Below are 25,830 nucleotides of genomic sequence, written 5' to 3'. Positions count from 1 at the left end.
GGGGTTTCGACTAACTCTTTAGCTCAGGGGAGTCATGCCGAAGGATCAGGAACAACAGCAAGTGGGGAATCTTCACACGCCGAAGGAAACGGTACAACCGCAAGTGGAAACTCTTCACACGCTGAAGGATCAGGTACAATGGCCAATGGGGAGTTATCTCATTCTGAAGGTCTCCTTACCTCAACAAATGGCTTTGAAGGAGCCCATATTATGGGACGAAATGGAGCCGTTAACAATCTAAATGGCGATCCAACTTATTCTTGGAATGTTGCCTTTGGAGCTGTTCCGTATGATCTAACTGGACTTATTGGAAAACTTTTAAATAATGGTAATATGTTTATCGATGGAATATATGGTAGTCCAGCCGCCGATTATGCTGAAATGTTTGAAACTGTAGATGCAAAAACGATTGATGTAGGATATTTTGTGACAACAATTGGTCATAAAGTTCAAAAAGCAACTGCTAGTGATTCATATATTCTGGGTATTACTAGTGCTACTCCAAGTCTTCTTGGAAATAGTGCCGGGTTACGCTGGCAAGGAAAATATCTTACTGATGAATGGGGACGAAAAAAATATCATGAAGTGACCGTTCCAGCTGAAAAAGATAGTGAAGGAAATGTTCTTATTCCAGAAAGAATAGAAATACGGCCAATGCTTAATCCAGAATGGAATCCTGATGAAGAATATATCCCTCGTGTAAGACGGCCGGAATGGGTGGCTGTTGGGTTAATCGGTCAAGTACTCGTTCGAGATGATGGCACTTGTGAAGTTGATGGCTATTGCAGGCCAAATGATGAGGGAATCGCGACAAAATCAGTGCAAGGATATCGTGTACTGAAGCGTACAGGAACAAATCAAGTATTAGTGTTGCTTAAATAGAACTTATTATAAATATTCTCGAATTAACTTTCATGATTTGTAGTGAATCTGTTAAATATGAGTGTGATTTAATTGTGTAAGTGTAAGAACGTACGACTCTTGCTTCCTAATTTAGTTTACACTCCCGGGTTGTTAGTGTTTCGTTGCCTTGGGATATTGATTTATTTTAGGTAATTTTCATGTCATTCAAGGTTAAAAGCCTTGATATAAAACGCTTTGTTATAAGCATTTACCCAACGCTTGCAATAAGATCACTCTCCTTCTAAGCCGCCGGTCGGGAGTTCGAATCTCATCCAATAATAAGAGTCAAAATCCTTGGAATATAAGGGTTTTGGCTCTTATTTTTTAGATGATAAATCAGGCCCAAATTCTCAGGAAAGTACCCTTCGGGATAGTTGAGGAAGCTGCCAATATAATGTCCCAGCTTCAAATTCGTTGACTTCCTATTGTGGAAAATGACAAATTAGTCGGCATTGTCTCGCTAGGTGATTTAGCTGTAGCTGTAAGTAATCAGTCGAACAAAAAAGTCGGAGCAGCCCTTGAAAATATTCCGGTTCCAGCTGAACCTAACAAATAAAGGGTTTGTTAAATAAATTGTGTAAGTTCAAACTTACTCAAGATATTTTAAAAAAGCCTATCTTTTAATTTTTCTAGAGAAGATGATTAAACCCGCATCTGGGAAACCAGGCATACTTCTGCTTGTCATATACCAAAACTTAAACTAGATTTAAACTTGAGGTCACCTCGACTTTCCTTTTGCTGAGTACAATGGTTTTGAGGTGATTTTATTATGAATGTTAAACGAATGATTGGACTGGATATAAAAAGGAGGATATAACAAAGGTGAAATTAAAAAAGATTTTCATGTCTTTAGTTCTAGCTTTCATTCCTGCCGCCTCAACCGATCATCCCAAGTCCATTCGCTCCCCAGGGCCAGGTGTCACTGTGATCGGGGTCCTGATGGCTCTGTGGTGCATCGCGTTTGCGGTGGTCAATATCGTCTTCGAGGTCACAGACCATTTCGCCGGGGGTCCACTTGCCGAGTACACGGCCGGCATCACGGTGATGAACTGGCTTGTCGTTGGCTTTAAGGCATTGGGCGCGGCTGTGGCGTTGTTGTCGATTGCAAACATCCCGAAACTCCACCTACCTGCCCTCATGACCGTGTTATAAAGCGTCTCTTCAAATTTATCTGGATTCAATCCAAAAGAAAGGGCAGCATTCCCCTGATTGTCGGTATCAATGATTAGCACTTTTCCCATCTGCGAATAAACTCCGGCTAAATTGGTGGTAATAGATGGGATCTTTTTTCAGGGTCCATTTTCTTGTTTATAAAGTATATTAATCCAGCCCCCCCCCTAAAGCTACTACTCCAACCAGGCCAGAAATCATTGAATACGCTCAGTGGAGAGATAAAGTGTTTATCCTAAGTATCAATGAAGCAGTTAATGTGATGCTTTCTCCGATTCACATACCTTCCCAGGTTTCGAAAAATAGGAAGGGGAGAGACGTACCGATTACAAGGGAAGTAGCAAAGTTTTTGCAGGAACTTCACAGAGAAGTGTTTAGTAATTTTGATGAATGTGAACATGTAATTTACAAATGGGTATGGGGAAGCATTAGTTGGAGCTTTTAGGCACTGTCTCAACCACATAAAGATAAAAAGCTTCATCCGTACATGTTCCCGCAAACATTTTGTAGGAACTTCATCTTCAACGGTGGAGATATTTAGGCTTCAAACGATTTGTTGATATGCAAATATCAGCCGGTTCCAAAAAAATGTCCAGCTATTTTTCTTCATGCTTGTTTTCATAGTCATAATATAACTCTCTGGCCTGTTCTGAGTTTGTTCCATTGAGATAGGCTTTTATCGTTTCTGGATTTTTTATTAAAAACCAGTCTCCGTATCGATCAAATTTTCTCGAGGATGTGATCATGGCAAAGGGAATCGTTCCGTATCGTTTCTTATTTTTCTTTCCCCATTTTTCTAACCGGCTGGCAAAGTCAGCGTCTACAGCCATAAAACGTTCTTCATTAAATCCATTAATTGCTTCAAAATCCTTGCGATAACACCAGAAAATGCCTACTGATTTCGTTCCGTATTTTAAAACTATCGGAATGGCCAAAGCCATGGTCGATACTATGATTCCTAATGAGGTTCTATCAAAAACTCCACTAACCCCCCCGCCGATATACCTTCCTGATGATAGGTATTTGTCTGCTTTATACAGCATATGCGGAGCCATTCTTGAATCAGCATCTATTGTAACTAATATATCTCCTCTTGCAATCCTTGCACCGGCATTCCGAATTTTTGATAGATTTTTATCATTATTTTTTATTGTAATGCAATTATAAGATTTTGCAATTTCTTCGGTTTGGTCTGTACATCGATTCAGGACTACAATGATTTCTACTTGCCCTTCACAGCGTTTAGCTGCCTCCAAGATTGAGTCCAAGCATTTCCCAATGTATTCTTCTTCGTTGTGCGCAGGAATGATAACAGAAAATTTTACATTCTCTGTAGTTGGCTGCTTCATCTCGTTCATGAATTATTCCTCCTTTGTATATAATTGTTTGTCCTTTACAAATTATGATAGAGCGCTTGAGTGTGATTGGATTTTTTACTTGGTAAAGAAAAGATGATAATAGTAACCATTACATAACCATGACTTATAATCTGGGAATCCATATGTAATTGTTTTATCTTTTTTGTCACCTTCTTCATATGTATGTTTTATTTGCTCTTCACTTACCATTGATTTAACCCAAAAAAATTTACAAAAAAGGCTGATATACATCAATCACTCTGTTATTTCTAATCTTGAGAATCTAGATATATCAGTCTTTTTTCGAAAAGTATGTCCCAGTGCATTGATAACAGCAATGCATTTTCACCCGCACATGTTCTGGCTATCGTATTACAAGGAGTTCATTTTTAACGATGGAAATATATTTAGCTTAGAATATAGATCATGCAGATATCAGCTATTTTAAATAATGTCTAGCTAGAAATCCGTTTCGTACTCTTCTTAAAAGGTTGATTAATTTTTATAATCATAATAGTACTCTTTGGCTAGCGCTGAGTCAGTTCCTTTGAGATAGGCTTCTCTCAATTTCGGGTTTTCCATCAAATACCAATCCCCGTATCGATCAAACTTTCTCGAGGATGTGATCATGCCAAAATGAATCGTACCGTATCGTTTATTACGTTTCTCTCCCAATTTTTCTAACCGGAGGGCAAAGTCAATGTCTTCTCCCATAAAAATCTTTTCGTTAAACCCATTAATAGCTTCGAAATCCTTGCGATAACACCAGAAAATGCCTACTGATTTCGTTCCGTATTTTAAATAGACTGGAATGGCTAAAGATAGGAAAGATACTGTGATTCCTAATGACCTTCTATCGAAAGTTCCGCTAACACCTCCGCCGATATACCTTCCTGACGATAGATACTTGTCTGCTTTATCCAGCATTTTCGGGGTCATTCTTGTATCAGCATCTATCGTAACTAATATTTCTCCTCTTGCGATCTTTGCACCGGCATTCCGAATTTTTGAAAGATTTTTATCATTATTTTTTATTGTAATGCAATTATAAGACTTTGCAATTTTTTCAGTTTTGTCTGTACATCGATTCAGGACTACAATGATCTCTACTTTCCCTTCACAGCGTTTAGCTGCCTCCAAGATCGAGTCTAAGCATTTACCAATATATTTTTCTTCATTGTGTGCAGGAATAATAATAGAGAATTTCACTTTCTCTCTAGTTGACTGCTTCATCTTCATGAAGTATTCCTCCTTTACATAAAAATGTTTGTCCTTTACAAATTATGATAGAGCGTTTGAGTATGATTGGATTTTTTTCTTGGTAAAGAAAAGATAATAAGAGTATCCATTACTAATGTAATTTAGAAACATCATTATTAATTGTTTGATCCTTCTTAATAAAAAGCTTTGTTGCAAAATAAGTATTAAAAAAAGTTACAAATGACGTAGAAAGTGCCGAATATTCCACTTCTCTGTCTTAAAACCATTTTGATGAAACTCTGGAACCGTTAAAAAAGAATAATTATTTTTTAAAAGATATTCGATAATAGATGGCAATGCAGATACCGTATTATTCCTTGGGCCGCAAAATTGATCACCATCGTGAAGCAGAATAATATTATTTCTTTTGAGACTTACATTGACATACAGAGATAAAATATCAGAATCCATATTCTTCAACCAATCCCAACTAGATACATTCCATAAAACTGGCGTCATTCCCAATTTTTTTAGTTCGGCTGAAGTTCGATTATTGATTCGTCCAAAGGGAGGACGAAATAAATCAGGAGTAATATTAATTATTTGCTGAATCTGATGATTTGTAGAATGAACTTCTTCCTGAAGCTCATTGTTTGACAGATTGGTAATTTTCGGATGACTCCATGTATGATTGCCGATCACGTGCCCTTCTGCGTGGATCCGCCTGACTATATCCGGGAATTTTTGTGCTTCTGATCCAACTATGAAGAATGTTGCCCTTGCTTGATATGTTTTAAGAATATCCAGGATGTTAACAGTGTAAGCCGAAGGTCCATCATCAAAAGTGAGGCAGACAAAGCGGGGGGATTGTTCGTTCATACCCTACAGCCCTTTCTAAGGGGATTTTTTTCTTTTACTTTTTTTGTTTACCAATTTGCTTAACCATTCTCTTTGCTATATTCATATGAGGATAATGCATAAATGCTTGTTCAGATGCCTGTAGTCTTGGAAGAATGCGATTATTTCAAAAGGTTCTTTTTTATCTGCTTATCTCGATGAACTTAAGTGCTACCAGTACGCTTAATGGGAAAATTCATTTAAAAATGATAATTAAGTTGATTAATTGAGTTGGATATTATTAACTAAAGAATGGAGATAACTAAAGCTAATGCTTTGGGGAGGAGTGAGTTATTGATGGATAGATTTCCTATCATAGAAACAGAACGATTAATTTTAAAAGAAGTGTCATTTGAGGATGCTAATGATATGTTTAAATACCTATCTGATAAAGACGTTGTGAAACATATGGGGTTAGAACCATACGAATCACCTGATGATGTCTTGGGTGAAATAAGGTGGTATAAATCAATATTGGAAGAAGGTACAGGAATTAGGTGGGGGATTACACAGAAAAATTCTGGTGCAGTTATAGGTAGTTGTGGCTTTCTTAATATGCGCCCCAGACATTATCGAGCTGAAGTAGGATTTGAATTAAGTAAAAGTTATTGGGGGCAAGGAATAGCTGGTGAAGCCTTAAAAGCTGTTATTAAATTTGGTTTTCAATACTTTGAACTGGAAAGAATTGAGGCTCTAATTGAACCTGCGAATTTATCATCACAAAGATTAGTCGAAAAGCAGGGGTTTAAAAGAGAAGGTTTATTAAGGCATTATGAATATACATGTGGTAAATTTGATGATTTATATATGTATTCAATTATTAAAGGAGACCTCAAACTGATTTAATTAGGCGGGAGAGGAATTTGTTTTTATAACACAGTTTTTGTTTGAGTGTAGTCATTGTGAAACGAAAAAATGCATGTAATAATCATGGTTCTTGATGAAGGTGTATCTCGAAAAACAGGTTGTTTTAAGGCTGACGGTTTCCGGTACCACGTCTTGCCGGGGGTTCGCATCCTTCCGAGCGCGTCCTAAAAGTCACTCATAGCAAGGGGTTAAGCGATATGTATCCCTTGCTTTTTTTGTGTGGAAAAATCCAGATTGTAAACATTCTGCGATACTTTAGTATACTAGGTATTTTACCTTTTTCTTATATACGGGTAAGAATCATTGGAAATTCATTTATTTTGGAAGTTAACGATCGTAAAAGGCTTTGTTATGTTCCTTATATCCAATCTTTCCAAAAAGATCGTACACTTTCTAAACCGTCAATCGGAGTTTCTCTCCTAGGACGTTTTTTCTTATGCTGTTTAATAATTATAATGATTAAATTCTATGTTATAGTTGAAGAGGAAAGTTTTAGGAGTGGAGGGTTGAATAATGAATAAATTAATACTTATTATAGGCTTAGCGCTATTTCTTTTAGGGATTTACATTTCTGAATGGACTCTGTTTGGAGTCGTGATCGGTATTGCCGGAGGTTTTTTAATGGGATTAAGCAGTCTTATATTTGGATTTAAGAGAAAATAAGCATACACTTGAACCTCTTAACTAGCAATAGTGAAAACTCGAAAAAAATTAGTGATTGATGAAGTATTAGTCTCATATTACAAATATACATATTCATACAAAAAAAGCACCCTACAAGCAGACAGTGTTAGTGTTTACTCTATAGGGTACATTTTACTTTTTCGCTCTCTTATAATATGTTGTCTATTTTTCGATTATTTGACCCCGAATCTCACTTATTTTCGCTGTCCTTGTAAGTAGCCGCTTTCAATTTACTTTATAGCATGCATCCAATTTACGCCTGTGGTTCTACAACATTATTAGCACTTAGAAAAATGTCTAATAGAGACACATTTTCCAATGTATTTAACTGTTTCACACCTAATACGTTAATAAAATTGTTGTTATCCTTTTTAAATAAGGGGCTATTATTAACGTCAAATGTGAATTGAGCCGATGGAGATGAGTAATCCAAGTATGAAACCATAATTTTTTTCACCTCTTTACCTGAGCAATAAAACTTTATAAGCATTTTATGTACTTCTAATTTGTTTGGTGATCGGAATTATTAGAATAAATTTGTCTAGATTTTCATTCCACACATAAAATCCATTTCTATACCCCATATAAAAAATTCCTCATATAAAAAGGGCTTTCAACTATCTCACCGTTTTGTATTCAAAGATGTAAAGCGGAAAATATTGAGCAGATATGATGGAAGTAATTATATGAGGATCAAAGAGAGATTAAACTCTTCATTTATTTATTAAAAGAAAGAATTCGAAGTTTTCCATACTGTTTTAAATCGGTGTTTAACATTTGTAACCGATTGAAAGCTTTTTGATTCAAGATCAATCAGTCCGAATATATTTGACCAATCAGTACGGAATTGGTATTGTAAGTTCATACCCCTCTGACTTTTCACTATAGAGGTATACTCTGCCAAAGAAAGCGAGGAATCTGAATGAGTACCATTTCTTCCGAACAGGCCGAAGAAATCATGCAACTTTTCACAGACCGTTTTATTCGCAAGGATTATGAAGCTATGCTCGATTTGTTTGATGAGGAAGTAATTTTTGAATTTCCTTATGCTCCTAAACCGTACCCAAAACAATTGGAAGGCAAAGCAGCTCTGAAGCAGCACCTTGACTTGCTGGAAAATGTACTTGTGATTACTTCTTTTACGACACCTATTGTTCATGTGTCGGCTGACTCCCCGGTGTTCTTTACACAGTTTGAAGCAAGCGGTACCATCCTGGCGGAGGGTAAACCTTATGAACAGCAATATATTTCTGTAGTAGAGGTTAAAGACGGCAAGATTGTCCGGTATCAGGACTACTGGAATCCGTTAGCACTTTGATGTAGCTATTTGATTGATTATAAGGAGCTGTTCTCATGCATACCGAAACATCAACTCGCATCCTGCTCACCGGGGGACAAGGGAAAACTTCCTCCCGTATCGCGCAACTTCTAATAAGGCAAGGCTATCTCATCCGAAGTGCCGGACGTAGCGTATCTAAAATGGACGGTGCACGGGCTGACCATGTACTCTTTGACTGGTATGATGATGACGCCAACCACGAAATGGCTTTGCAAGGTATTAGCGCAATTTATCTTGTTGCGCCGACGGATATGCATCCCGAAGAAGTCATGATTCCCTTCATTCGTAGAGCACTCGACGCTTCCATTCGCCGATTCGTTCTGCTATCCAGCGCATCGATTTCGGAGCATGGACCAGTTTTCGGCTCCGTTCATCAGTACCTGCAAGAGCACGCGCCTGAATGGGCCGTGCTGCGTCCTTCTTATTTCATGCAGAATTTCACCGAAGGCGGACACGGACATACTTTGCGTCAGCGAGGGCAAATCTTTACCGCTACCGGTGACGGCAAAGTGGGATTCGTAGATGCAGAAGATATTGCCGAGGTCGGCTTTCATGCGTTAACTGATAAAGTACCGCACAACAGGGAGCATATTATTACTGGTCCTCAATCACTCAGTTATGCTGAAGCAGCCGCATTGATCCACAAGCTTACCGGCCTAAACGTAAAGCATCTCTCCATTACGGAAGATCAGTTGGTGCAGGCGCTGACAGCTGCCGGCATACCTGCTCCATATGCAACTTTCTTGGCGGGGTTGGACCACCGTATCCGCGTGGAAGGATCGGAAGACCAGGTTACAGACACTGTGCTTCAGGTAACTGGACGAAAGCCGCGTTCACTAGAGGATTTCATCCAGAATAATAAGAACTGGTTTAAATCTGCTTAACAGCCAGAGACCGGACTAAAGCCGACTCTTTTCATACGCAACTATACAGAAGAGCTTTCCCAACCGCCATCACAGATGACCGGGGGACAGCTCTTTCTTTTGTAGAACTCAATTTCCTTCATTCGGCTTGATAATGGATAGCACAATCTGCATGATGCCGACCAGATTCTGTTCATCCATTCCCATCTTTGCTGCATATACCAAGGCTATTCGCTCATGGGTCAGAAAACGGGACAGGTCGCTAATATTTAATTCCTGACTTAGTTCGCCCTGTTCCATCCCTCGCTCTAACATCGTATAAAATGCGTGTTCCACCTGTTTCGTATTCTCATGTATATAGGCAGCCAGCTCTTGGTCATGAGGCGCCTGCTCAATTGCGCTGCTGATGATGAAGCACTTCTGGCGCAGGTCTGGATCCGCAAGAACCCTGATCATCATGGTGAAAGCCTGCTCCACTTTGTCAGTGACCGTTCCAGGGTGATCAATCAGTTCCTGTAGGTCACGATTTTTTTGATCCAAATAGTATTTTACAGACGAAAGAAATAAATCACGCTTAGTGCCGTATGTGTCATATAAACTCTGGCGGGCAATGCCCAGTCCGTTTATTAAGTCCGGTAGCGTGGTGCCTTCATAGCCCCGACTCCCAAAGACGGACATGGCTTTATGTAGAACTTCATTCGTATCAAATGCTTTTGTTCTTGCCACCCACAGCGCTCCTTTTTATATTTTATCATAGGATAAATAACGAAGAGCTGCAACCATGGTAGAAAGTTGGCATAAGCTGTTCGTCTTTTTACGCCTTGTGGTTGAGGTTGGGAAAGAAAGATCAAATTTTTTCGGGAATAATTCCCCATTCATTTAATTGGTAAATAAATATATAATTTTCCAGTATGGTTTACAAAAAATCAAGGGGGGATCAAAATGAAATTCAACAAAGCTAGTGCTGTATTACTCACTATCATGTGTGCACTCGTTATCCCATTAGAACCGCTGGAGCAGGAGAATGGGACAAGCTAGGCACGTATACTTATATTTACTCCAGTAATCCTGTATATTCCGGTGGAGGAGATTTTAGGGTCTGCCTTTCGTCAAAATCAAACTTTTCTGTAACGCTTCATCTGTATGAAGATGATGCAGGTGACAATCAGGATGATTATGTAGGGGCAAATTACTTTTCGCCTGGTGAATGTTACAATTTTAATAATATCGGGAAATATGTAGACGGAGACAATAACAAGGCTGAATTTTTTGTGTTTGATTACTCTGGCAAATATGTGACCGTCATGTTCTATGATTGATTTATAATAGCAAAGGGGATGAGGAGAAAATTTCTTCTCTTTCTTTTTTCAGATTGAGTATCATTGTTTGCTGAATTAGATTGAAAGCGTATTCGTGAATGTTCTCTATTGAAAGGAGGAGGTGTTTCATGAATTTTGAAACAAAGCATGCTATTCGATGGGGGATTCCTGGTTGGGTATACTTATCGATTCTATTAATCTATTTCTCTTTAAAAGATAGCACTTTCATTATGTATTTTATTAAAAGCAATGGGGCAGCAATAGTTGCTTTTACGGGGCTTTTTATAGGAATAGGTATTATAATCGGGCACTTAATCCATCAGATAAGCATGCTTTTTGGGTTTGTCTTTACTAAAAAATGGGCGAAGTACTTTAGAGAAGAATTTGAGCTTGATGAAAAAATTATGAAGCACCCTAATGGATCTGATATCCAAAGAATATACAGTTATCGGCTAGGCAATGTTCATGCTTTAAGGTCTTTAACTTTTAGCTTTTTTATTTCTTTAATTTCAATTATAAGTTTATCTTTATTCTGGCTGGGGTTCTCAACAGAGGTGTATGTCTTAGTAGGTGTGATTGTTGTTTTGAACATAATTGTTGGTATTAATTACGTTTATTTTCAAAGCAATCTTGATTACTTTTGGAGAAAAGTTAATGATGAATATCACGTTTGATTCGTTTTTTTGTGGAAATTCCTTAATTCAGAGACTTCCAAAGTTTATTCTTGGAAGTCTTTTTGTCTGATGCCAAAAATCTCTTCATATAATAAAAAACCTCCAAAACTGATCTATTATTCCATTGTAGTAAAAAAATACTGCGTGATCAAAGGAAGAAAAATCCTATGGATAGGTTGTTTAGCGGCTGAGGGGTGGATCAATCAAGACCATTTAATTCCTGGTGTTTTATTACTGGTGATCCAGACTAAAATATATTCATTTAAAAGATGACAAAATAAAAAACCTTCGTAATTAGAAGTCCAAAGGTTTTCAACATTATTTAAATTGCTCATTCTCCAACACAACGACCTTATCATTTGTCGATTTTCCAACCTCTTTCGTGTGCTCAACCAGCCGGATAATATCTCGGTAGCATTGCTTCGCGCCTAAAATGAGTAACGGGACACCAAGAAAATCAATTTTCAACTGTCTGGAAAGAAATCCGCCAATTTTCATAACGAAAGGAACAGTTGGCATGGTGTTCGAATAAATGATTTTTTCATCTCCCTGATATGTATTCTGCAATAATAGGCTTAAGTTTTTTAACGCAGGAACAACAAGTTTGGAGGATTTTCGACCAATGGTATAAATTGAATTTCCATCCTCATCGATTCCGTGAAAAATGATTTTTCCAATATCAGAAGGAGTTAGCTTGTTAAAATATTTCACATTCAATATTTCTTCCTTTGTCAGCGTCCGATCGACAGGCAAATTTTTCAAATGATACGCTGCTGCCATGGCAGTCGTATGGGTTCCGCCATAATCATTATAGATATAAATCATATGAATCATCCTTTTTAGCATTATTACGATTTATATCTATACTTTCCAATTGCCCCTTCGATCATCCATGAACCTGAAGTAAGAAAAAAGCAGACCTATAGAAAACAGTCTGCTCCATGCATTATTCGCCTAAATCAACATTGTGATACACTTGTCTGACATCTTCTAAATCTTCTAATACATCCACCATTCTTTCAAATTGTGCTTGGGCATCCTCTGGAAGGGTCACGTCGTTTTGTGCAAGCATTGTGAGCTCGGCAACTGTAAATTCAGTAATTCCGGCATTTTTGAAAGCTTCTTGCACGGCATGAAACTGGTCGGGTTCAGCATAAATGATAACGGCTTCATCTTCTTCTAATATGTCGCGTACGTCAATATCAGCTTCCATTAAGATTTCTAAAGCTTCATCTGCCGTTTTTCCTTCAAGTCCAATGACAGCTGTTTCATCAAACATATAGGTGACAGATCCGCTAACTCCCATGTTCCCGCCGTTTTTGCCAAATGCAGCGCGAACTTCTGATGCGGTACGGTTCACATTATTTGTTAGTGCGTCTACAATCACCATTGATCCGTTTGGTCCAAAGCCTTCGTATCGAAGTTCGTCATAATTTTCTTCTGAACCGCCCTTCGCTTTTTCAATAGCACGGTCAATAATCGTTTTCGGTACATTGTACGTTTTTGCCCGCTCGAGTACGACGCGTAACGCTTGATTCGATTCCGGATCAGGCTCTCCTTGCTTGGCAGCTACATAAATTTCACGGCCGAATTTTGCATAGATCCGACTTGTATTTGCATCCTTTGACGCCTTTTTTTCCTTAATATTATTCCACTTACGGCCCATCTTTGTTTCACTCTCTTTCGACTTTAAATCTAAAAAAATATAAATTCTATCCCGCGTTAACAGGCAGTAAGATCCCTGCTTCAAGGGAAAGTCCAGGCAGGGCACAGGCTGCCCGTAAAAGCTAGGTCAGGTTCACCTAACAAACCTTGGGATCCCACGGATTGAAGGTTCACTTTATGAGCTAAGCTGTTTTTTGTATCTGGAAACACTATATTAATTATACCTCAAATACATCATTTGTTTCGAGTATCTCCGCTTTATAATATCTTGATAATTGCTACATAGTTTTTTGGTCACTGGGAATGATATGAATATATCATTGAAATAGTGCTGGAGGGACGACTAATGAAAGACCAAAATGAAAGTACCGTACATAAGAAAATTGAAGATATTTGGCGATCAACTTGCGGGTCATGGGAAAACTGTAATGAATCTACAATCCAGTCGTTTTTCTCGGAGTGCGAAAAGCACAGTATTGATCCTCAGGCTTGTTTGAGCTGGATTCAACAACACAATGACACAATTCCAGATTGGTCCGCAGTTTCTGATATTGCTCGTGAATGGGTCATCGAACATACATCTACTGGTTCGCCAATTTCTGATTCAGAGGAAAATAATCGTTAATTAAGATCGTGTTTATCAATTTCTCCCTGTAGGTGATGAAATGGAAATATTTAAGGTTGAAGGTGAATGGTATGTATGGATACTAGGAGTGGCATTGTTATTGATCGTATTGTTTATGCCTAAAAAAAATTTAACGTGGACGGGAATTTTTGTTACTTTAGGGGTAGCCGGAGATATTACTTGGTTAGCTGATACCGTAGCCGCTGTACCAATCGATCTGTTTGACATAGCAAAGAAAAATACGACAGAGCTAAGTGACACGTTTCTTCTTACCTTTGTTCCTGCAAGTATTGCCACGATTTATGTGAATTTTTACATCCCGCAAAAAAAATGGGTGTTTACAGTGTTTTTTACATTTCTGTCTTTTCTCTTAGAATCAGGTTTGGTTCAAGTAGGATATATGAAAAATATATATTGGGAAACGTGGTACGGCATACCGATTTACTTCGTATTATTTGGCTTCTTTTTCCCTTGGTTATTACGTATTCTCTCAAAGAAGCTGGTCAAATTAGATTTTTCGAAAGAGCAGAATAATTGAAATAATGGCAGTTGCAAAGAGAAAATTAAAGACCATTCCGCCCGAACCTCTTTTTGTTCTATTTATTATGATAGACAAAAGAGGTTTTTTATCTATATTCTCGATAGAATATGCAAGATAGGGGAGGACGAATTAAATGAGTATTCAAAGAAGCACAGAGGAGTTTGGTGTCGTTGGTGATGGGACGGATGAAACGGTTAAAATGCAGCAATGGGCGGATTCGTTAAATGATTCATATGCCGAACTGGTCATTCCTGGTTATACGATTAAAATCACTAGACCTATTATTTTTCCTCCAGGATTCATACAGCCGATTATTAAAGGTGTGGGTTTTGATTCAGTCATTGATGCTACAGGAATCAATAATGAGCCTGCTTTTGTCTTCCAAGGTGGCAGCGGCTCTGCAAATGGAGGAGAAATCGGCAGCTTCCGAATTATTGGAAATGATACAACAATCGGTATTGAAGCCATAGGCGTCAATACGACTGTTTTCCGGAATATTAAGTTTGGACGGTTGAAAACAGGTATTCTGCTTCATAATGAATTTGCTGGTGAATTTACTGAATACGTCGTTGCCGAACATTGTGATTTTCAATCCGCATGTAAAACCGCGCTTGAGTATAAGAGAACGAATGGACTCGATTCTTTTCATGGCAGTGGTTTAGGTACCGGATGTACGATTAATCAGGCACTTTCTGAAACGGAGCCAAAGATCAAAATTGGCCCAGGATGCCTGCCATATCATTCACCTTTGGATATTAACGTATGGACGAGAAATTCAACGCCGATCGTTCGAAATGAAGGGCATGTGAACACAAATTTTTATGGCGATCAAAAAGTTGAAATCATTGGAAGAAATGTCGTTGAACTTGTCGATTCAACCAAGAATAACGTATATATTTGCGGGCACTTTATGTCCTTTAGCGACACAAGCAGATTGGGCAGAGCGATCTATTGTGATCGGTTAGCTACCAATGAAGATGGCACAATATCGGTTATCAGGAAACCTTATTCCAAAGATTTTGCTCTAACGACCGGAGCAAATGCAACAGTTAAAATCAACAATAATATAACTGCATTCATTAATTTATTAATTATCGGTCCTTTTTATGAGTTCAATTATACTCTTCTTATGTACGGCAATCCGCTTAATGATTCAGCTGTAGTAACAGTGATGTCTATTAACAGGGCATTCGATCAAAACAATTTAGGATTTCCTACCTTGAGCACTGATTCCACAGGCCATTTGATCATTACCAATCCTAACTTTCCTGCTTCTGGCTTCGAAGCCGTCATAAGTGTAAATCAGATTGGCGGAAGATACCAGTACAGGCTTCAATAGAATACCGGCTGATCAATCTAAAAACGGAAGCAATCTTCTATTGACCATTGAACAATTTTAAGAGCAAAGCTAAAAAAATAGCTATTATTGAATCAAAATAAGTCGAGTCGACAACGATTTCGACTTTATTAATGTGAATGATTAAAAATGATTAAAAATGTCCAATTATCCAAACTCCTTTTTAAGTCCTTTTTTCCTAGAAAAAATTTCTCTAATAGGTTAAAAGACATATTTTTGTGCTACAATATGTAAAAAAGGGGGAGTAAAGGTGGGGTTAAAAACTAGAAAAAGCTTTAATATTACTCCGGAGACCCGTTTTCATGCGAACTCTAAAAGTATTGGTGTCACAAGCTCGCTAAAACCGTTAAGGTATAGCGTACATTCACGTTCTCACGGTGGTGAAACTGCAGAGATCCGTTCTTCATCAAATTGTTCAGTGAAAACATTGGAATTCCATCAAAGTAAAGAGATTGCTGATGTAAAAATGAACCGAGAGCGATACAGTGAATTGGAGAAGGCAAAATTAGCTGTCAATAAGCTTAATAGAATTCATTCGATTCATCATATTGCCGAAGATCACATTAATTGGCCGGAAGTGAGAGACTCAATTCCTCCATATAACAAGCCAAAGGGAGAAATAGGCCCTCTTGAAACAAAAGCCTTAGCTCAATTAAACAAATACAAGCCAAAACTTTTGACCAGGCTGTTAGGAAGATACGGAAAGAAACTCCAAGCGTTAAAAGAAAATGTCTATAGATCTCGAGATATTGACATTATAGAATATCAATCGTGGGTGAGAGATATTAGATTCGCCAGTAAAGTGATTTCCGGAGATGTCGATACATATTTCCGCGTCATTAAAGAATTCGCACCTTTTGATGATATGCTGAAATACGGTAGCGCTTTCGTGGTTTCAGCAGTCAATGCAAAGGTAATGGAAATCGAATTCGATGTTTTTAGCGAAAAGACCTTCACGCAGTCTGGCAAGCTGCTATCCAGTGAGATGCCAGAAGACACATTCATTAATCTTCAGAAAGAGTATGTTTGCAACAGTGTATTTAGAATTGCCAGGGAAATGTTTGCGCTGCTTCCTTTAAAAGTAGTCTACATTCATGTTGTCGATTCTGTAGTCAATATGGCTGCAGACGTTGAAGAAAAGAAAATCATTTTGTCTGCTAGAATAGATAAAGACAGCTTAAATGAACTGGAATTTGATCGAATCAATTGCTTTGACTCTTTGTCAAATTTCAACTGCCATATCGATTTTAATCATGCTTCCGGGTTCCATGAAGTAGATAAACTGTTTGTAAGTGAGCCAGAAGTTAAATCAGCAAAGTAATAAATCGGCCATTCCTAAAAAATGAGGATGGTCGATTTTTTTGTAAGAGAAATTATTTGTCAATTGAGTGTATAACTGTTTGCAATTTTTAGTTAACATGACCAATGACACAAACAGAAAATCACCTTACTATAAAAAGTATTACATGTTGTGTTAGATCTTTTAACGTGAAATGCAAAAAAATAGGGAGGGATTTTCATTGGACAGAAAAAAGATTAATCCGTTTACTCTCGCTTCGCTCGGTATACAGCATGTGCTGGCCATGTACGCAGGGGCAATATTAGTTCCGTTAACAGTTGGCCGTGCACTAAATTTAAGCTCACACGATTTAGCTTATCTTGTAGCCATTGATTTACTTACTTGCGGAATTGCCACACTGCTTCAAGCATGGAACAATAAATGGTTTGGAATCGGGCTGCCGGTTGTGCTTGGGAGCTCATTCGTGGCTCTGACTCCTATGATTGCTATAGGGAGTCAGTATGGTGTGAATGCGATTTATGGGGCGATTATTGCAGCTGGTCTGTTTGTATTGTTGTTTGCCGGTTTTTTTGGAAAGCTGCTTAAGCTGTTTCCTCCCGTTGTGACTGGTTCGGTTGTTACTATGATTGGGTTGTCCCTTGTGCCTTCGGCGATTCGCAATATGGCAGGGGGAGCGGGGAGTGATGACTTCGGAGCCCCGGCAAATTTGCTGCTGGCATTTGGGGTAATGGTGCTGATATTATTTTTAAATCGCGTGTTTACCGGTTTTTTACGAACACTTTCCGTATTGATAGGGATCGTTGCAGGTACAATAGCAGGCTTCTTTATGGGAAAAGTTGATTTATCCGGCGTAGCCGAAGCGTCATGGGTACACATTCCAACTCCTTTTTATTTCGGTGCTCCATCGTTTGAAATTGGTCCTATTTTAACAATGATTTTAGTAAGCATCGTTATCATCATTGAGTCAACAGGCGTATTTTTAGCATTAAGTAAAATTTGTGATCGCAAGTTGGATGAGAAGGATTTTAGCAAAGGGTATCGGGCAGAAGGCTTAGCGATTACATTAGGAGGGATTTTTAACGCTTTTCCTTATAATACTTTTGCACAAAATGTCGGGCTCGTGCAGCTATCTAAAGTAAAAACGAAGCACGTGGTCGTAGTCGCAGGTTTTGTCCTTGTTTTCCTTGGACTAATTCCGAAAATTGCCGAGCTTGCAACAATCATTCCGGCTCCTGTATTAGGCGGTGCGATGGTTGTATTATTCGGAATGGTTATTTCATCCGGCATTAAAATGTTAAGCGCGGTTAATCTTAATGCGCAGAGCAACTTGCTTATCATTGCATGCTCACTGTCTTTAGGGCTCGGTGTAACCGTCGTTCCGGATTTATTTTCACAGCTTCCTGAAGCTCTAAAAATCTTTGTCAGTGACGGTATCATTACCGGGAGCTTGACCGCTATTGTTTTAAATTTATTTTTTCATATGAAAACGAAAAAAAATGCAGTTCCTTTCGAAAAGACCGTTCATTCAGAGACTAGTTGATAAGCTCTGTTGTATAACTGTACTCGTCTGTCTTTAGGCGAGTTTATTCGTTTGAGGCGATGTAGATTAGTAGAATAACAAAACAGAAAACATATGGTATATTATTTATGTATTAAAAAAGATATGAGGGATGATTTTGTTTAAATGGCTTATTGAAATTGAAAAGCCAATTGTACCTTTTTGACCATTCGAACTTTTAGTACATTTGCAAAAGAAATCGTTTTTGAAAGATAAGAGTGTTGTTGCACTGGATATTTACTGTTGATTTTCATTTTTCTTAATCCAGATTCATTCTATTTGAATGATTGAAATAAGAGAACTTCCTTCTATGATATTTTATTCAATCATAGAAGGGAGTTTTCATTCGGTGTGATTTTAAACTACGTATGTGTTGCAATAAAATGTTGTCAGTTGTTTTTCTAGTTTCCACCTGTAGATCGATAAATCTCTTCGATTGTTTGGCCCTTCGCCTTTGCAAGGATATCGATTCTTACCATAAGCTGTTTTTTCGAATAATTCTTAATTTCAGACTTGTATTCTTTTGCTTTTTCCCCATCACTAATAATTCCCTCGGTATTTAAGGAAATAGCAAGTGGAGCCAACTCTTCAAGCTTCTTAACCACTCTGTCAAAAAGATGAGGATGTTCACAAATCAAGCGTTGAAGAAGAAAAGTTCCATAAGCAATATGCCTTGATTCATCTTTCTTTAAGTTGTCAACTCCCTCTATAAGACCAGGCATTTTGCCGATCATTTGCAATCCGTCGTAAAATCCTTTGTATCCGGTTTCCGCCAATACTCCTTCGGAAAACATATTGTATACGGTAGCTGCATCGGCTAATGCTTCAGGGGTTTGATCATGCCATAGCCGTTCCATTGTTTCAGGGAGAATTTCATAAAACATTTTACGGTAGGAATCAGAATGCAAATGGGAAAGGTCGCCTTTTTCACCTATAGCATTTAATACCCGACGAAAGAATTCAGTATGTTTTGCTTCATCGTATAAAAATGTCGTGAGGAACAGCTCCTCTTCCAGTCTGCCTTCCTTCGCAATCACCATCAGTAAAGGGAGTAAGTCAAGCGTAACCGCCTCTTCTCCTCCTTGAAATTGAGCGAGAAGTTTCAAAATCCAGTCTTTTTGTTTAACCGGAAGTGTTTTCCAATCTTCTTGATCCTGTGAAAAATCAATATTCTGAGGATTCCACACTCCGAATTTTTTTGCCTTTTGATACAATTGGTATGGATATGAATCTTCCATTAAGCCTTGTGAGCTTGTGCTTATGAGTTTTTTTCTCAAGAAAATCCCTCCTTATCTCTTTATTTTTATTTTATGCAAAGAGAATTTATATGTATGGACATATTCCTCTCCCTATTAACAAAAATAGTAGAATGGGACGCAGTCTTGGTTCTGATGTAAAATAATAGAGAGAAAACCTTGAATATATGTCCTTATTTTTGAGTTTTTAACTGTTTGATTTCTTTCGTTAACAGCGGAATGATTTCAAATAGATCACCTACGATGCCATAGTCCGCGACTTGGAAGATATCAGCGTTTGGGTCCTTATTAATCGCAACTATCACTTTGCTATTCGACATGCCGGCCAAATGCTGGATCGCTCCAGATATCCCGCAGGCAATATAGAGCTCTGGTGTAACTACCTTACCCGTTTGTCCTATTAGTAGAGAAAGGTCACATAAATCGGCATTACATGCTCCTCTGGAAGCACCGACAGCGGCTCCTAATGCTTCCGCGAGATCTTGCAAAAGCTTAAAGCCGTCTTTGTTCTTGACTCCTCTTCCGCCGGCAACGATGATTTTCGCTTCGGATAAGTCCACGCTTTCTGTTGTTCTTTTGACGATATCCTGAATTGTTGTCCTGATATCCTTTATCTCGATATCTAGTTTCTCTATCGTTCCGCTTCGGTTTTCATTCCTTTCCAATGGAGATATATTGTTCGGCCTGATCGTAGCAAGCACAAGCTTCCCTAATGCAATTTTTTGTTCAAGGGCTTTACCTGAATAGATTTGCCTGGTAAATACTAGGTCGTTTCCTTTGTGTTCGAGTTTGATCACGTCTGAAAGCAACCCAGTTTGATGCTTTGCAGCAATTTTTGGCATAATATCCTTCCCAATTGAGGTATGCCCTGTAAGGATGGCATCCGGAATTTCTTTTTCAACAATCGCTTTGATCGCTTGAGCATAGCCGTCTGGAGTATAATCAGCCAATTTCTCATTTTCAATTACAACGATGCGTTCTGCTCCGTAATTGATCATCTCTTTCCCATATTGAATAACCTTTTTACCAAAGAGCATACAGATCACTTCGCCGCCATTTGCTATCATTTTCCCGGCAGCTATCGCTTCAAAGGTTATCTTGCGAATTGATCCGTCTCTAATCTCCCCTAAAACCACTACTTTTTTTCCCATATTGATCCCCCCTTGTTAGATAACTTTTGCGTCGCTTCTAAGCAGAGCCGCCAATTGTTTTGCTTGTTCACCCGCATCTCCTTCTATCATTCGTACTGCTGCTTTTTTAGGCGGCAATAGGCGGCAGGTCGTTTTTGTTTTCGCCGCTACCTCTTCTGCTGTTAGATTAAGATCATTTAGTGTGAGTTCTTCCATGGGCTTTTTCTTTGCTTTTATGATTCCCGGGAGCGACGGATATCTCGGTTCATTTAATCCTTGCTGGGTGGTTAGAAGGAGTGGCAGCTGTGATTTTACTATTTCAATATTGCCTTCCGCATCCCGCTCCATTTCTACTTCTTTTCCGTCGATCGCAAGCTTCGTAATCGTTGTGACACAAGGGATATTCAGCAGTTCAGCTAATCTGGGACCTACTTGGCCTGACCCGCTGTCAATGGTTGCATTTCCTGCTAAAATCAGCTCAAACGGTTTTTCTGTTATATAGTGATAGAGGATGGTTGCCGTCGTGAAGGGATCCGGATCCATCACGTCCTCTTCAATATTAAACAAAACGGCTTTGTCGCATCCCATAGCCAAGGCGGTACGCAGCTCTCTGCTTGCTTCTTTACTGCCAACTGTCATAACCGTGATTTCTCCGCCGTGTGCTTCTTTCATGCGGATGGCTTCTTCAATTGCAAATTCATCATACGGATTAATAATGAACTCTGCGCCATCTTGAACGATATCCCCAGCGTGAATCGTAATTTTTTCCTCTGAGTCGAATGTACGCTTTATTAAAACGAAGATGTTCATACCATTTCCCCCGCGTATATTTTGTATTGGCTCTATTTAGACCCGAAATATTTACCCTTATCGGATGTGAAAGAACCTAAAAAGATGTTTATCATGCGTTAAGCAGTTTCTCCACGATATTGCCTTCTTCATTGAACTAAAAACCCCCGATGTGGGGGATGGTTTTGATACAGGCTATCGAATCATAAGTCCACCGTAAATCATCCAAATAAAGAGAAGATTGTGCGAAAAAGCGCAGGTAAAGTACCGAAATACCACCTCAACTTGCAAAATGAAAACGGTGACCGAGATTGCTCAAAGAAAAGAAGGTGAATATATAAATCAATCAACCTACTCGCCTTTAAAATTTGGCTTCCTTTTCTCAAGGAAAGCTTGGATGCCTTCCTTCGAATCCTGAGATTGAAAAACCTCGCCGAATCGCTTCGCTTCCAGCTTTAGCGCTCTTTCATAAGAATTGGTTTTATTTGCATTCAGGAGCTCCAAAACGTATTTTAAGGTTTTCGGGCTTTTTTCGGCAAATTGCTCTGCCAATTCATAGGCTTTGACTAAAGCTTCTTCTCGATCGTTCACAAGGGTTGTAACAAGACCGATTTCATAGGCTTCTTTCCCGCTGATCGGTTGGGCTGTCCCTATCATTTCCAGTGCTTTCGCAGTGCCAACATATTTCGGGAGCCGCTGTGTTCCGGCAAAACCGGGGATGATGCCTAAGTTTAGCTCCGGCAATCCGAGCTTGGCACCGCCTTCTGCAATCCGGATATGGCAAGCCATCGCAAGCTCCAGCCCTCCGCCGAGTGCAGCTCCATGGATAGCTGCAATGATTGGCTTTGGGAACGATTCGATCTGTTCCAAGATCTGCTGGCCTCTTTCAGAAAAAGTCTTTTTATTTGAAGCGATTGCGCGTGTAAATTCCTTTATGTCAGCTCCTGCCGAAAAAAACCTGCCCTCACCGCAAATGATGACCGCACGAACATCAGGGCTGCCTTCAATTTGATCCAGGCATTCCGATAATTCTTTCAAAAGCCCTTTAGATAAAGCATTTGCCGGCGGACGGTTGAATGTAATGGTAGCGATTCGTTGATCGACAGCTAACGTTAGGTTTTCCATTATATTCTTTCCTCCTGCTTATTCGCTTTTAGTTGAACCCGCAAATCAGCAGGTGATGTATGTCTTTTTGCGTTTGCATATCTAATACATACTATTGATCATTCATCACCTGCGTTGCGTTTGTCTCTTCAATGGTTCATTTTTGCTTTTTCTTCTTCAATTAACGCTCTTCTTAAGATTTTTCCTACTGTTGTTTTCGGCAGTTCATCGCGAAACTCGTAAATTTTGGGCACTTTGTAAGGTGCCAGGTGCGTTCTCGCATACTCATCCAGTTCTTTTTCTGTCAATGTCGCATGCTGCTTTAACACAACATAGGCTTTCACAGTTTCTCCACGGTATGGATCAGGAATCCCGGCAACGATTACTTCCCGGATAGCTTCGTGCTCATAGAACACCTCTTCGATTTCACGAGGATAAATATTATAGCCGCTCGCAATGATTATGTCTTTTTTTCGATCGACAATATAGAAGAACCCCTCTTCGTCCATATAAGCGATGTCTCCGGTGAAGAGCCAGCCATCTCGTAATACGGCTGCTGTTTCTTCGGGGTTATTCCAATATCCCTTCATCACTTGGGGGCCTTTAACAATTAATTCGCCCCGTTCGTAAGGAGGAAGCGCTCCGCCTGTTTCCTCCGAGTAAATGGCAGCATCTGTTCCCGGCCATGGGCAGCCGATGCTGCCCGGTTTGTTTTTGCCCCACATGAAATTCGTATGGGTCACTGGCGAAGCTTCTGATAAGCCGTAACCCTCGACAAGCTTTCCGCCGGTGGCCTTTTCAAATTGATTCTTGACTTCGACAGGCAGTGCGGCGGATCCGCTGATACAGGTGTCAATAGAGGATAAATCATATTTGTTCTCATCCGGGTGGTTTAAAAGAGCGATATAGATCGTTGGTGCTCCTGGAAAAAGGCTTGGTTTCAGCTTGTGAATCGTTTTCAACGCGTCAAGGGCATCAAATTTTGGAAGCAGGATCATTTGAAATGCTTGCAAAACACTGTAATTTAATACGGTCGTCATACCATAGACGTGAAAAAATGGTACAATTCCTAAAGTCGATTCTCTCGAGCCTTTCTTTAATTTATAGAGACATGCCCCACACATTTTCGTATTGGCGACAATGTTCCGGTGAGTCAGCATAGCTCCCTTTGGAAGGCCTGTTGTCCCGCCTGTATATTGCAATACAGCGATATCATGGAGGGGGTCAATGTCAATGATCTCCGGAAGACCGTTCGTATTTTTAATGATTCTTTTGAAGAGGTGAGTTTCCTCATTTTCTTTGATCGTGACGAGACTATTTTTCTTTTGAGTAAATCTGTACAGTATATTTTTCGGGAAGGGCAAATAGTCTTTGATGCTTGTGATAATGAGATGGGATAATTTAGTTGCCTTTTTCATTTTTATGATGCGCGGATATAGTAAGTCGAGTGAAATGATCGCTGTACATTCACTGTCCTTTAATTGATATTCCAGCTCTCTTTCCGTAAATAAGGGATTCGTTGGCACGACAATGCCTCCAGAAAAGAGAATCCCGTAGTATGAAATCACGGCTTGTGGGCAGTTTGGCAGCATGAGGGCTACCCGGTCGCCTTTTTTAATGCCGATTTTTTGCAAATATGCAGCAAGCTTTAACGCTGCTTCGTGGACTTCACGAAACCTCATTTTTTTGCCGAGAAAGTAAATGGATTGATGATCGGGATAGGTGTTGGCGGTGTCTGTTAAAAAAGAGTGCAGCGGTTTGTTTTCGTATGTCAAATCATGAGGAATTTCGTCAGGATAGCTGTCTAGCCAAGGCCTTTCAATCTTCATATCATACCTCCTGTTGCGCACCTGTGTACGCTATATTTGTACAAATGAATTTTGTTTTTGATACGTCATTTTTAAATAGAGGGAAATGGACTTCCCTTAAGATACATAGGCATTTTTAGTAGATTTAAATAGAAGTGCAAATATCATAATGATGGAACTCCGATGGAAGTTAGTTGATCGCGATATAAAGCGGGGCATCACCCACTTTAATATCCGTTATTCTCGAGTCGGTCTCAATATCAATAACCGTCACATTGGCGGAATTTTGGTTTGCAACAAAAGCTCGTGTCTCGTCTGGGCTGATGACTATGTGGAATGGCAAATCACCGACCTCTATCGTTTGAACACTCGTGTTGGTCTCGATATCAATAACCGTCACATTGGAGGAATTAGCATTCACGACATATGCCCTTTTCCCGTCAGGGGTAATCGCGAAGTGAAAAGGGATACGTCCAACTTTAATCGTTTGAATAATCGCATTGGTTTCTACATTAATCACTGTCACATTATCCGAAGCAATGTTTGCAACATAGACCTTTTTCCCGTCAGGAGTAATTCTGATCTGGAACGGGATACTGCCTACCCCAATCGTTTGGATCAAGGTATTAGCATGGATATCAATTACCGAGACATTTTCTGAATTCGCATTTGCGACATAAGCCTGTTTCCCGTCGAGGGTGAATGCGATGTCGGAGGGATTTTCGCCAACTTCGATATCAGAAATCTTGGAACTCGTCTGAACATCGATCACCGAAATATTTTTCGACGGCCTTTTTAAAACATAGGCCTGTTTCCCGTCCGGCGTAACCTTGATATGGAAGGGATTATCCCCAACTTCGATATCGGTAATCTTGGTGTTCGTCCCGACATCAATCACTGAGACATTAGCGGAATCCTGATTGGCAACGTAGGCCAATTTTTCGTCCGGGGTGATCGCAATATGGCAAGGTGAATTCCCAACCTCTATCCTCTTGCTCATTATGTTGGTCAGGATATCAATCACTGAGACGCTGGCGGAATCTTTATTCGTAACATAAGCGAATCTCCAGTGTTTGGTGATCGCGATATGGTGTGGGCTATTTTCTACCTCAATAGTTTGCACAGTTTCGTTTGTTTGGAGATTAATCACCGACACATTGGCGGTTTTAGCATTCGCGATATAGGCACAGCCTACCATATTAATACACCCCCTTATGAAAATCTTGTAGTTGGTATGAAATAAAATTGCTTGTTTATTCTATTAGCAGGTGTACTTTTCGGTATAGGCAAATGAAAGTAAGTAAATGACTATTTTTAATAACAAAACATAAGTTAATATAAAAAACACCTTCGCTAAGCCCTGTGTTTCTAAGGTTTAATGAAGGTGTTTTTTCTTTATGTTCCTATCGTTAAAAACGGTGTA

26 protein-coding genes and 3 pseudogenes are annotated in these 25,830 nt (G+C 39.2%); 16 read left to right on the top strand and 13 right to left on the bottom strand.

From position 1 onward, the window contains the following. Positions 1-34 precede the first annotated feature (34 nt). The 5 genes and pseudogenes from JOC74_RS23690 to JOC74_RS18045 all read left to right on the top strand — a co-directional run bounded on the left by JOC74_RS23690 (position 35) and on the right by JOC74_RS18045 (position 2,518). On the top strand, positions 35-241 hold the full coding sequence (locus JOC74_RS23690) for a hypothetical protein (protein ID WP_053603701.1): 207 nt from the start codon (positions 35-37) through the stop codon (positions 239-241). Beyond that, on the top strand, positions 211-882 hold the full coding sequence (locus JOC74_RS23685) for a peptidase G2 autoproteolytic cleavage domain-containing protein (protein WP_245213011.1): 672 nt from the start codon (positions 211-213) through the stop codon (positions 880-882). Before JOC74_RS23690 ends, JOC74_RS23685 begins: the two co-directional genes overlap by 31 nt. A gap of 394 nt (positions 883-1,276) precedes the next feature. Further along, a pseudogene (locus JOC74_RS18055) lies at positions 1,277-1,459 on the top strand (CBS domain-containing protein); the annotation flags it as partial. Positions 1,460-1,725: 266 nt separating this feature from the next. After that, the gene (locus tag JOC74_RS23680) at positions 1,726-2,055 is read left to right on the top strand and encodes a hypothetical protein (protein WP_053603699.1); all 330 of its coding nucleotides are present in this window, start codon (positions 1,726-1,728) and stop codon (positions 2,053-2,055) included. Positions 2,056-2,299: 244 nt separating this feature from the next. Continuing rightward, on the top strand, positions 2,300-2,518 hold the full coding sequence (locus JOC74_RS18045) for a hypothetical protein (RefSeq protein ID WP_053603698.1): 219 nt from the start codon (positions 2,300-2,302) through the stop codon (positions 2,516-2,518). Between the two features lie 151 nt (positions 2,519-2,669). Here JOC74_RS18045 and JOC74_RS18040 read toward each other — a convergent pair whose 3' ends face one another. From JOC74_RS18040 to JOC74_RS18030, 3 genes are all read right to left on the bottom strand, one after another. Beyond that, positions 2,670-3,431, bottom strand: coding sequence for a glycosyltransferase (locus JOC74_RS18040; RefSeq protein WP_053603697.1), 762 nt, complete (start codon positions 3,429-3,431; stop codon positions 2,670-2,672). A gap of 495 nt (positions 3,432-3,926) precedes the next feature. After that, on the bottom strand, positions 3,927-4,670 hold the full coding sequence (locus JOC74_RS18035) for a glycosyltransferase (protein WP_098945224.1): 744 nt from the start codon (positions 4,668-4,670) through the stop codon (positions 3,927-3,929). 195 nt (positions 4,671-4,865) lie between these two features. Continuing rightward, positions 4,866-5,510 carry a polysaccharide deacetylase family protein gene (locus JOC74_RS18030; RefSeq protein ID WP_053603696.1) on the bottom strand — a complete coding sequence of 215 codons (645 nt, stop codon included), beginning with the start codon at positions 5,508-5,510 and terminating at the stop codon, positions 4,866-4,868. A gap of 315 nt (positions 5,511-5,825) precedes the next feature. Here JOC74_RS18030 and JOC74_RS18025 point away from each other — a divergent pair, with 315 nt between their 5' ends. Then, the gene (locus tag JOC74_RS18025; RefSeq protein WP_053603695.1) at positions 5,826-6,374 is read left to right on the top strand and encodes a GNAT family N-acetyltransferase; all 549 of its coding nucleotides are present in this window, start codon (positions 5,826-5,828) and stop codon (positions 6,372-6,374) included. A 534-nt stretch (positions 6,375-6,908) separates the two neighbouring features. Continuing rightward, positions 6,909-7,058, top strand: a complete 150-nt coding sequence (locus JOC74_RS18020) for a hypothetical protein (RefSeq protein ID WP_192841143.1) — start codon at positions 6,909-6,911, stop codon at positions 7,056-7,058. Between the two features lie 283 nt (positions 7,059-7,341). Here the strand turns inward: JOC74_RS18020 and JOC74_RS18015 are convergent. Then, positions 7,342-7,524: pseudogene (locus JOC74_RS18015) on the bottom strand (cupin domain-containing protein); the annotation flags it as partial. A gap of 477 nt (positions 7,525-8,001) precedes the next feature. On the opposite strand from JOC74_RS18015, the gene JOC74_RS18010 reads away from it, so the two are divergent. Both JOC74_RS18010 and JOC74_RS18005 read left to right on the top strand, forming a co-directional pair. Further along, positions 8,002-8,397 carry a nuclear transport factor 2 family protein gene (locus JOC74_RS18010; protein ID WP_053603693.1) on the top strand — a complete coding sequence of 132 codons (396 nt, stop codon included), beginning with the start codon at positions 8,002-8,004 and terminating at the stop codon, positions 8,395-8,397. Positions 8,398-8,432: 35 nt separating this feature from the next. Continuing rightward, positions 8,433-9,302 carry an NmrA family NAD(P)-binding protein gene (locus JOC74_RS18005; RefSeq protein WP_053603692.1) on the top strand — a complete coding sequence of 290 codons (870 nt, stop codon included), beginning with the start codon at positions 8,433-8,435 and terminating at the stop codon, positions 9,300-9,302. A gap of 108 nt (positions 9,303-9,410) precedes the next feature. Here JOC74_RS18005 and JOC74_RS18000 read toward each other — a convergent pair whose 3' ends face one another. Further along, a complete protein-coding gene (locus tag JOC74_RS18000) occupies positions 9,411-10,007 on the bottom strand; it encodes a TetR/AcrR family transcriptional regulator (RefSeq protein WP_053603691.1) in 597 nt (198 codons plus the stop codon). 281 nt (positions 10,008-10,288) lie between these two features. Between JOC74_RS18000 and JOC74_RS17995 the strand changes: the two are divergent. Next, positions 10,289-10,600: pseudogene (locus JOC74_RS17995) on the top strand (YndA family protein); the annotation flags it as partial. A gap of 128 nt (positions 10,601-10,728) precedes the next feature. Then, positions 10,729-11,274, top strand: a complete 546-nt coding sequence (locus JOC74_RS17990) for a BA5345 family protein (RefSeq protein ID WP_053603690.1) — start codon at positions 10,729-10,731, stop codon at positions 11,272-11,274. A 318-nt stretch (positions 11,275-11,592) separates the two neighbouring features. On the opposite strand, the gene JOC74_RS17985 is transcribed toward JOC74_RS17990, so the two are convergent. Then, positions 11,593-12,099, bottom strand: coding sequence for a DUF3189 family protein (locus tag JOC74_RS17985; protein WP_053603689.1), 507 nt, complete (start codon positions 12,097-12,099; stop codon positions 11,593-11,595). Between the two features lie 121 nt (positions 12,100-12,220). Further along, positions 12,221-12,940, bottom strand: a complete 720-nt coding sequence (locus tag JOC74_RS17980) for a YebC/PmpR family DNA-binding transcriptional regulator (RefSeq protein WP_053603688.1) — start codon at positions 12,938-12,940, stop codon at positions 12,221-12,223. 345 nt (positions 12,941-13,285) lie between these two features. On the opposite strand from JOC74_RS17980, the gene JOC74_RS17975 reads away from it, so the two are divergent. From JOC74_RS17975 to JOC74_RS17955, 5 genes are all read left to right on the top strand, one after another. Then, on the top strand, positions 13,286-13,564 hold the full coding sequence (locus JOC74_RS17975; protein WP_053603687.1) for a hypothetical protein: 279 nt from the start codon (positions 13,286-13,288) through the stop codon (positions 13,562-13,564). 40 nt (positions 13,565-13,604) lie between these two features. Next, positions 13,605-14,102, top strand: coding sequence for a hypothetical protein (locus JOC74_RS17970; protein WP_053603686.1), 498 nt, complete (start codon positions 13,605-13,607; stop codon positions 14,100-14,102). Between the two features lie 136 nt (positions 14,103-14,238). Further along, positions 14,239-15,444, top strand: coding sequence for a hypothetical protein (locus tag JOC74_RS17965; RefSeq protein WP_053603685.1), 1,206 nt, complete (start codon positions 14,239-14,241; stop codon positions 15,442-15,444). Between the two features lie 268 nt (positions 15,445-15,712). After that, positions 15,713-16,783, top strand: a complete 1,071-nt coding sequence (locus JOC74_RS17960; RefSeq protein ID WP_053603684.1) for a DUF4236 domain-containing protein — start codon at positions 15,713-15,715, stop codon at positions 16,781-16,783. Between the two features lie 199 nt (positions 16,784-16,982). After that, the gene (locus tag JOC74_RS17955; protein WP_225970353.1) at positions 16,983-18,302 is read left to right on the top strand and encodes a nucleobase:cation symporter-2 family protein; all 1,320 of its coding nucleotides are present in this window, start codon (positions 16,983-16,985) and stop codon (positions 18,300-18,302) included. 419 nt (positions 18,303-18,721) lie between these two features. Here JOC74_RS17955 and JOC74_RS17950 read toward each other — a convergent pair whose 3' ends face one another. The 6 genes from JOC74_RS17950 to JOC74_RS17925 form a co-directional block, all read right to left on the bottom strand. Then, positions 18,722-19,597, bottom strand: coding sequence for a R2-like ligand-binding oxidase (locus tag JOC74_RS17950; RefSeq protein ID WP_082363938.1), 876 nt, complete (start codon positions 19,595-19,597; stop codon positions 18,722-18,724). Between the two features lie 152 nt (positions 19,598-19,749). After that, positions 19,750-20,727: an electron transfer flavoprotein subunit alpha/FixB family protein gene (locus JOC74_RS17945; RefSeq protein ID WP_053603682.1), complete on the bottom strand. Its 978-nt coding sequence runs from the start codon at positions 20,725-20,727 to the stop codon at positions 19,750-19,752. Between the two features lie 15 nt (positions 20,728-20,742). Next, complete coding sequence (locus tag JOC74_RS17940; protein WP_053603681.1) at positions 20,743-21,516, bottom strand: electron transfer flavoprotein subunit beta/FixA family protein; 774 nt, start codon at positions 21,514-21,516, stop codon at positions 20,743-20,745. Between the two features lie 330 nt (positions 21,517-21,846). After that, positions 21,847-22,620 carry an enoyl-CoA hydratase gene (locus JOC74_RS17935; RefSeq protein WP_053603680.1) on the bottom strand — a complete coding sequence of 258 codons (774 nt, stop codon included), beginning with the start codon at positions 22,618-22,620 and terminating at the stop codon, positions 21,847-21,849. A 128-nt stretch (positions 22,621-22,748) separates the two neighbouring features. After that, positions 22,749-24,428, bottom strand: a complete 1,680-nt coding sequence (locus JOC74_RS17930; protein WP_211086242.1) for an AMP-binding protein — start codon at positions 24,426-24,428, stop codon at positions 22,749-22,751. Positions 24,429-24,597: 169 nt separating this feature from the next. After that, positions 24,598-25,605, bottom strand: a complete 1,008-nt coding sequence (locus JOC74_RS17925; protein ID WP_082363935.1) for a beta-propeller fold lactonase family protein — start codon at positions 25,603-25,605, stop codon at positions 24,598-24,600. Positions 25,606-25,830 lie beyond the last annotated feature (225 nt).

The sequence above is a fragment of the Bacillus capparidis genome, assembly GCF_017832095.1.
GTDB lineage: Bacteria > Bacillota > Bacilli > Bacillales > Bacillaceae > Bacillus > Bacillus gobiensis.
The sequence above is the reverse complement of the archived record's forward strand: the minus strand, read 5'-3'. Positions and strand labels throughout refer to the sequence as shown.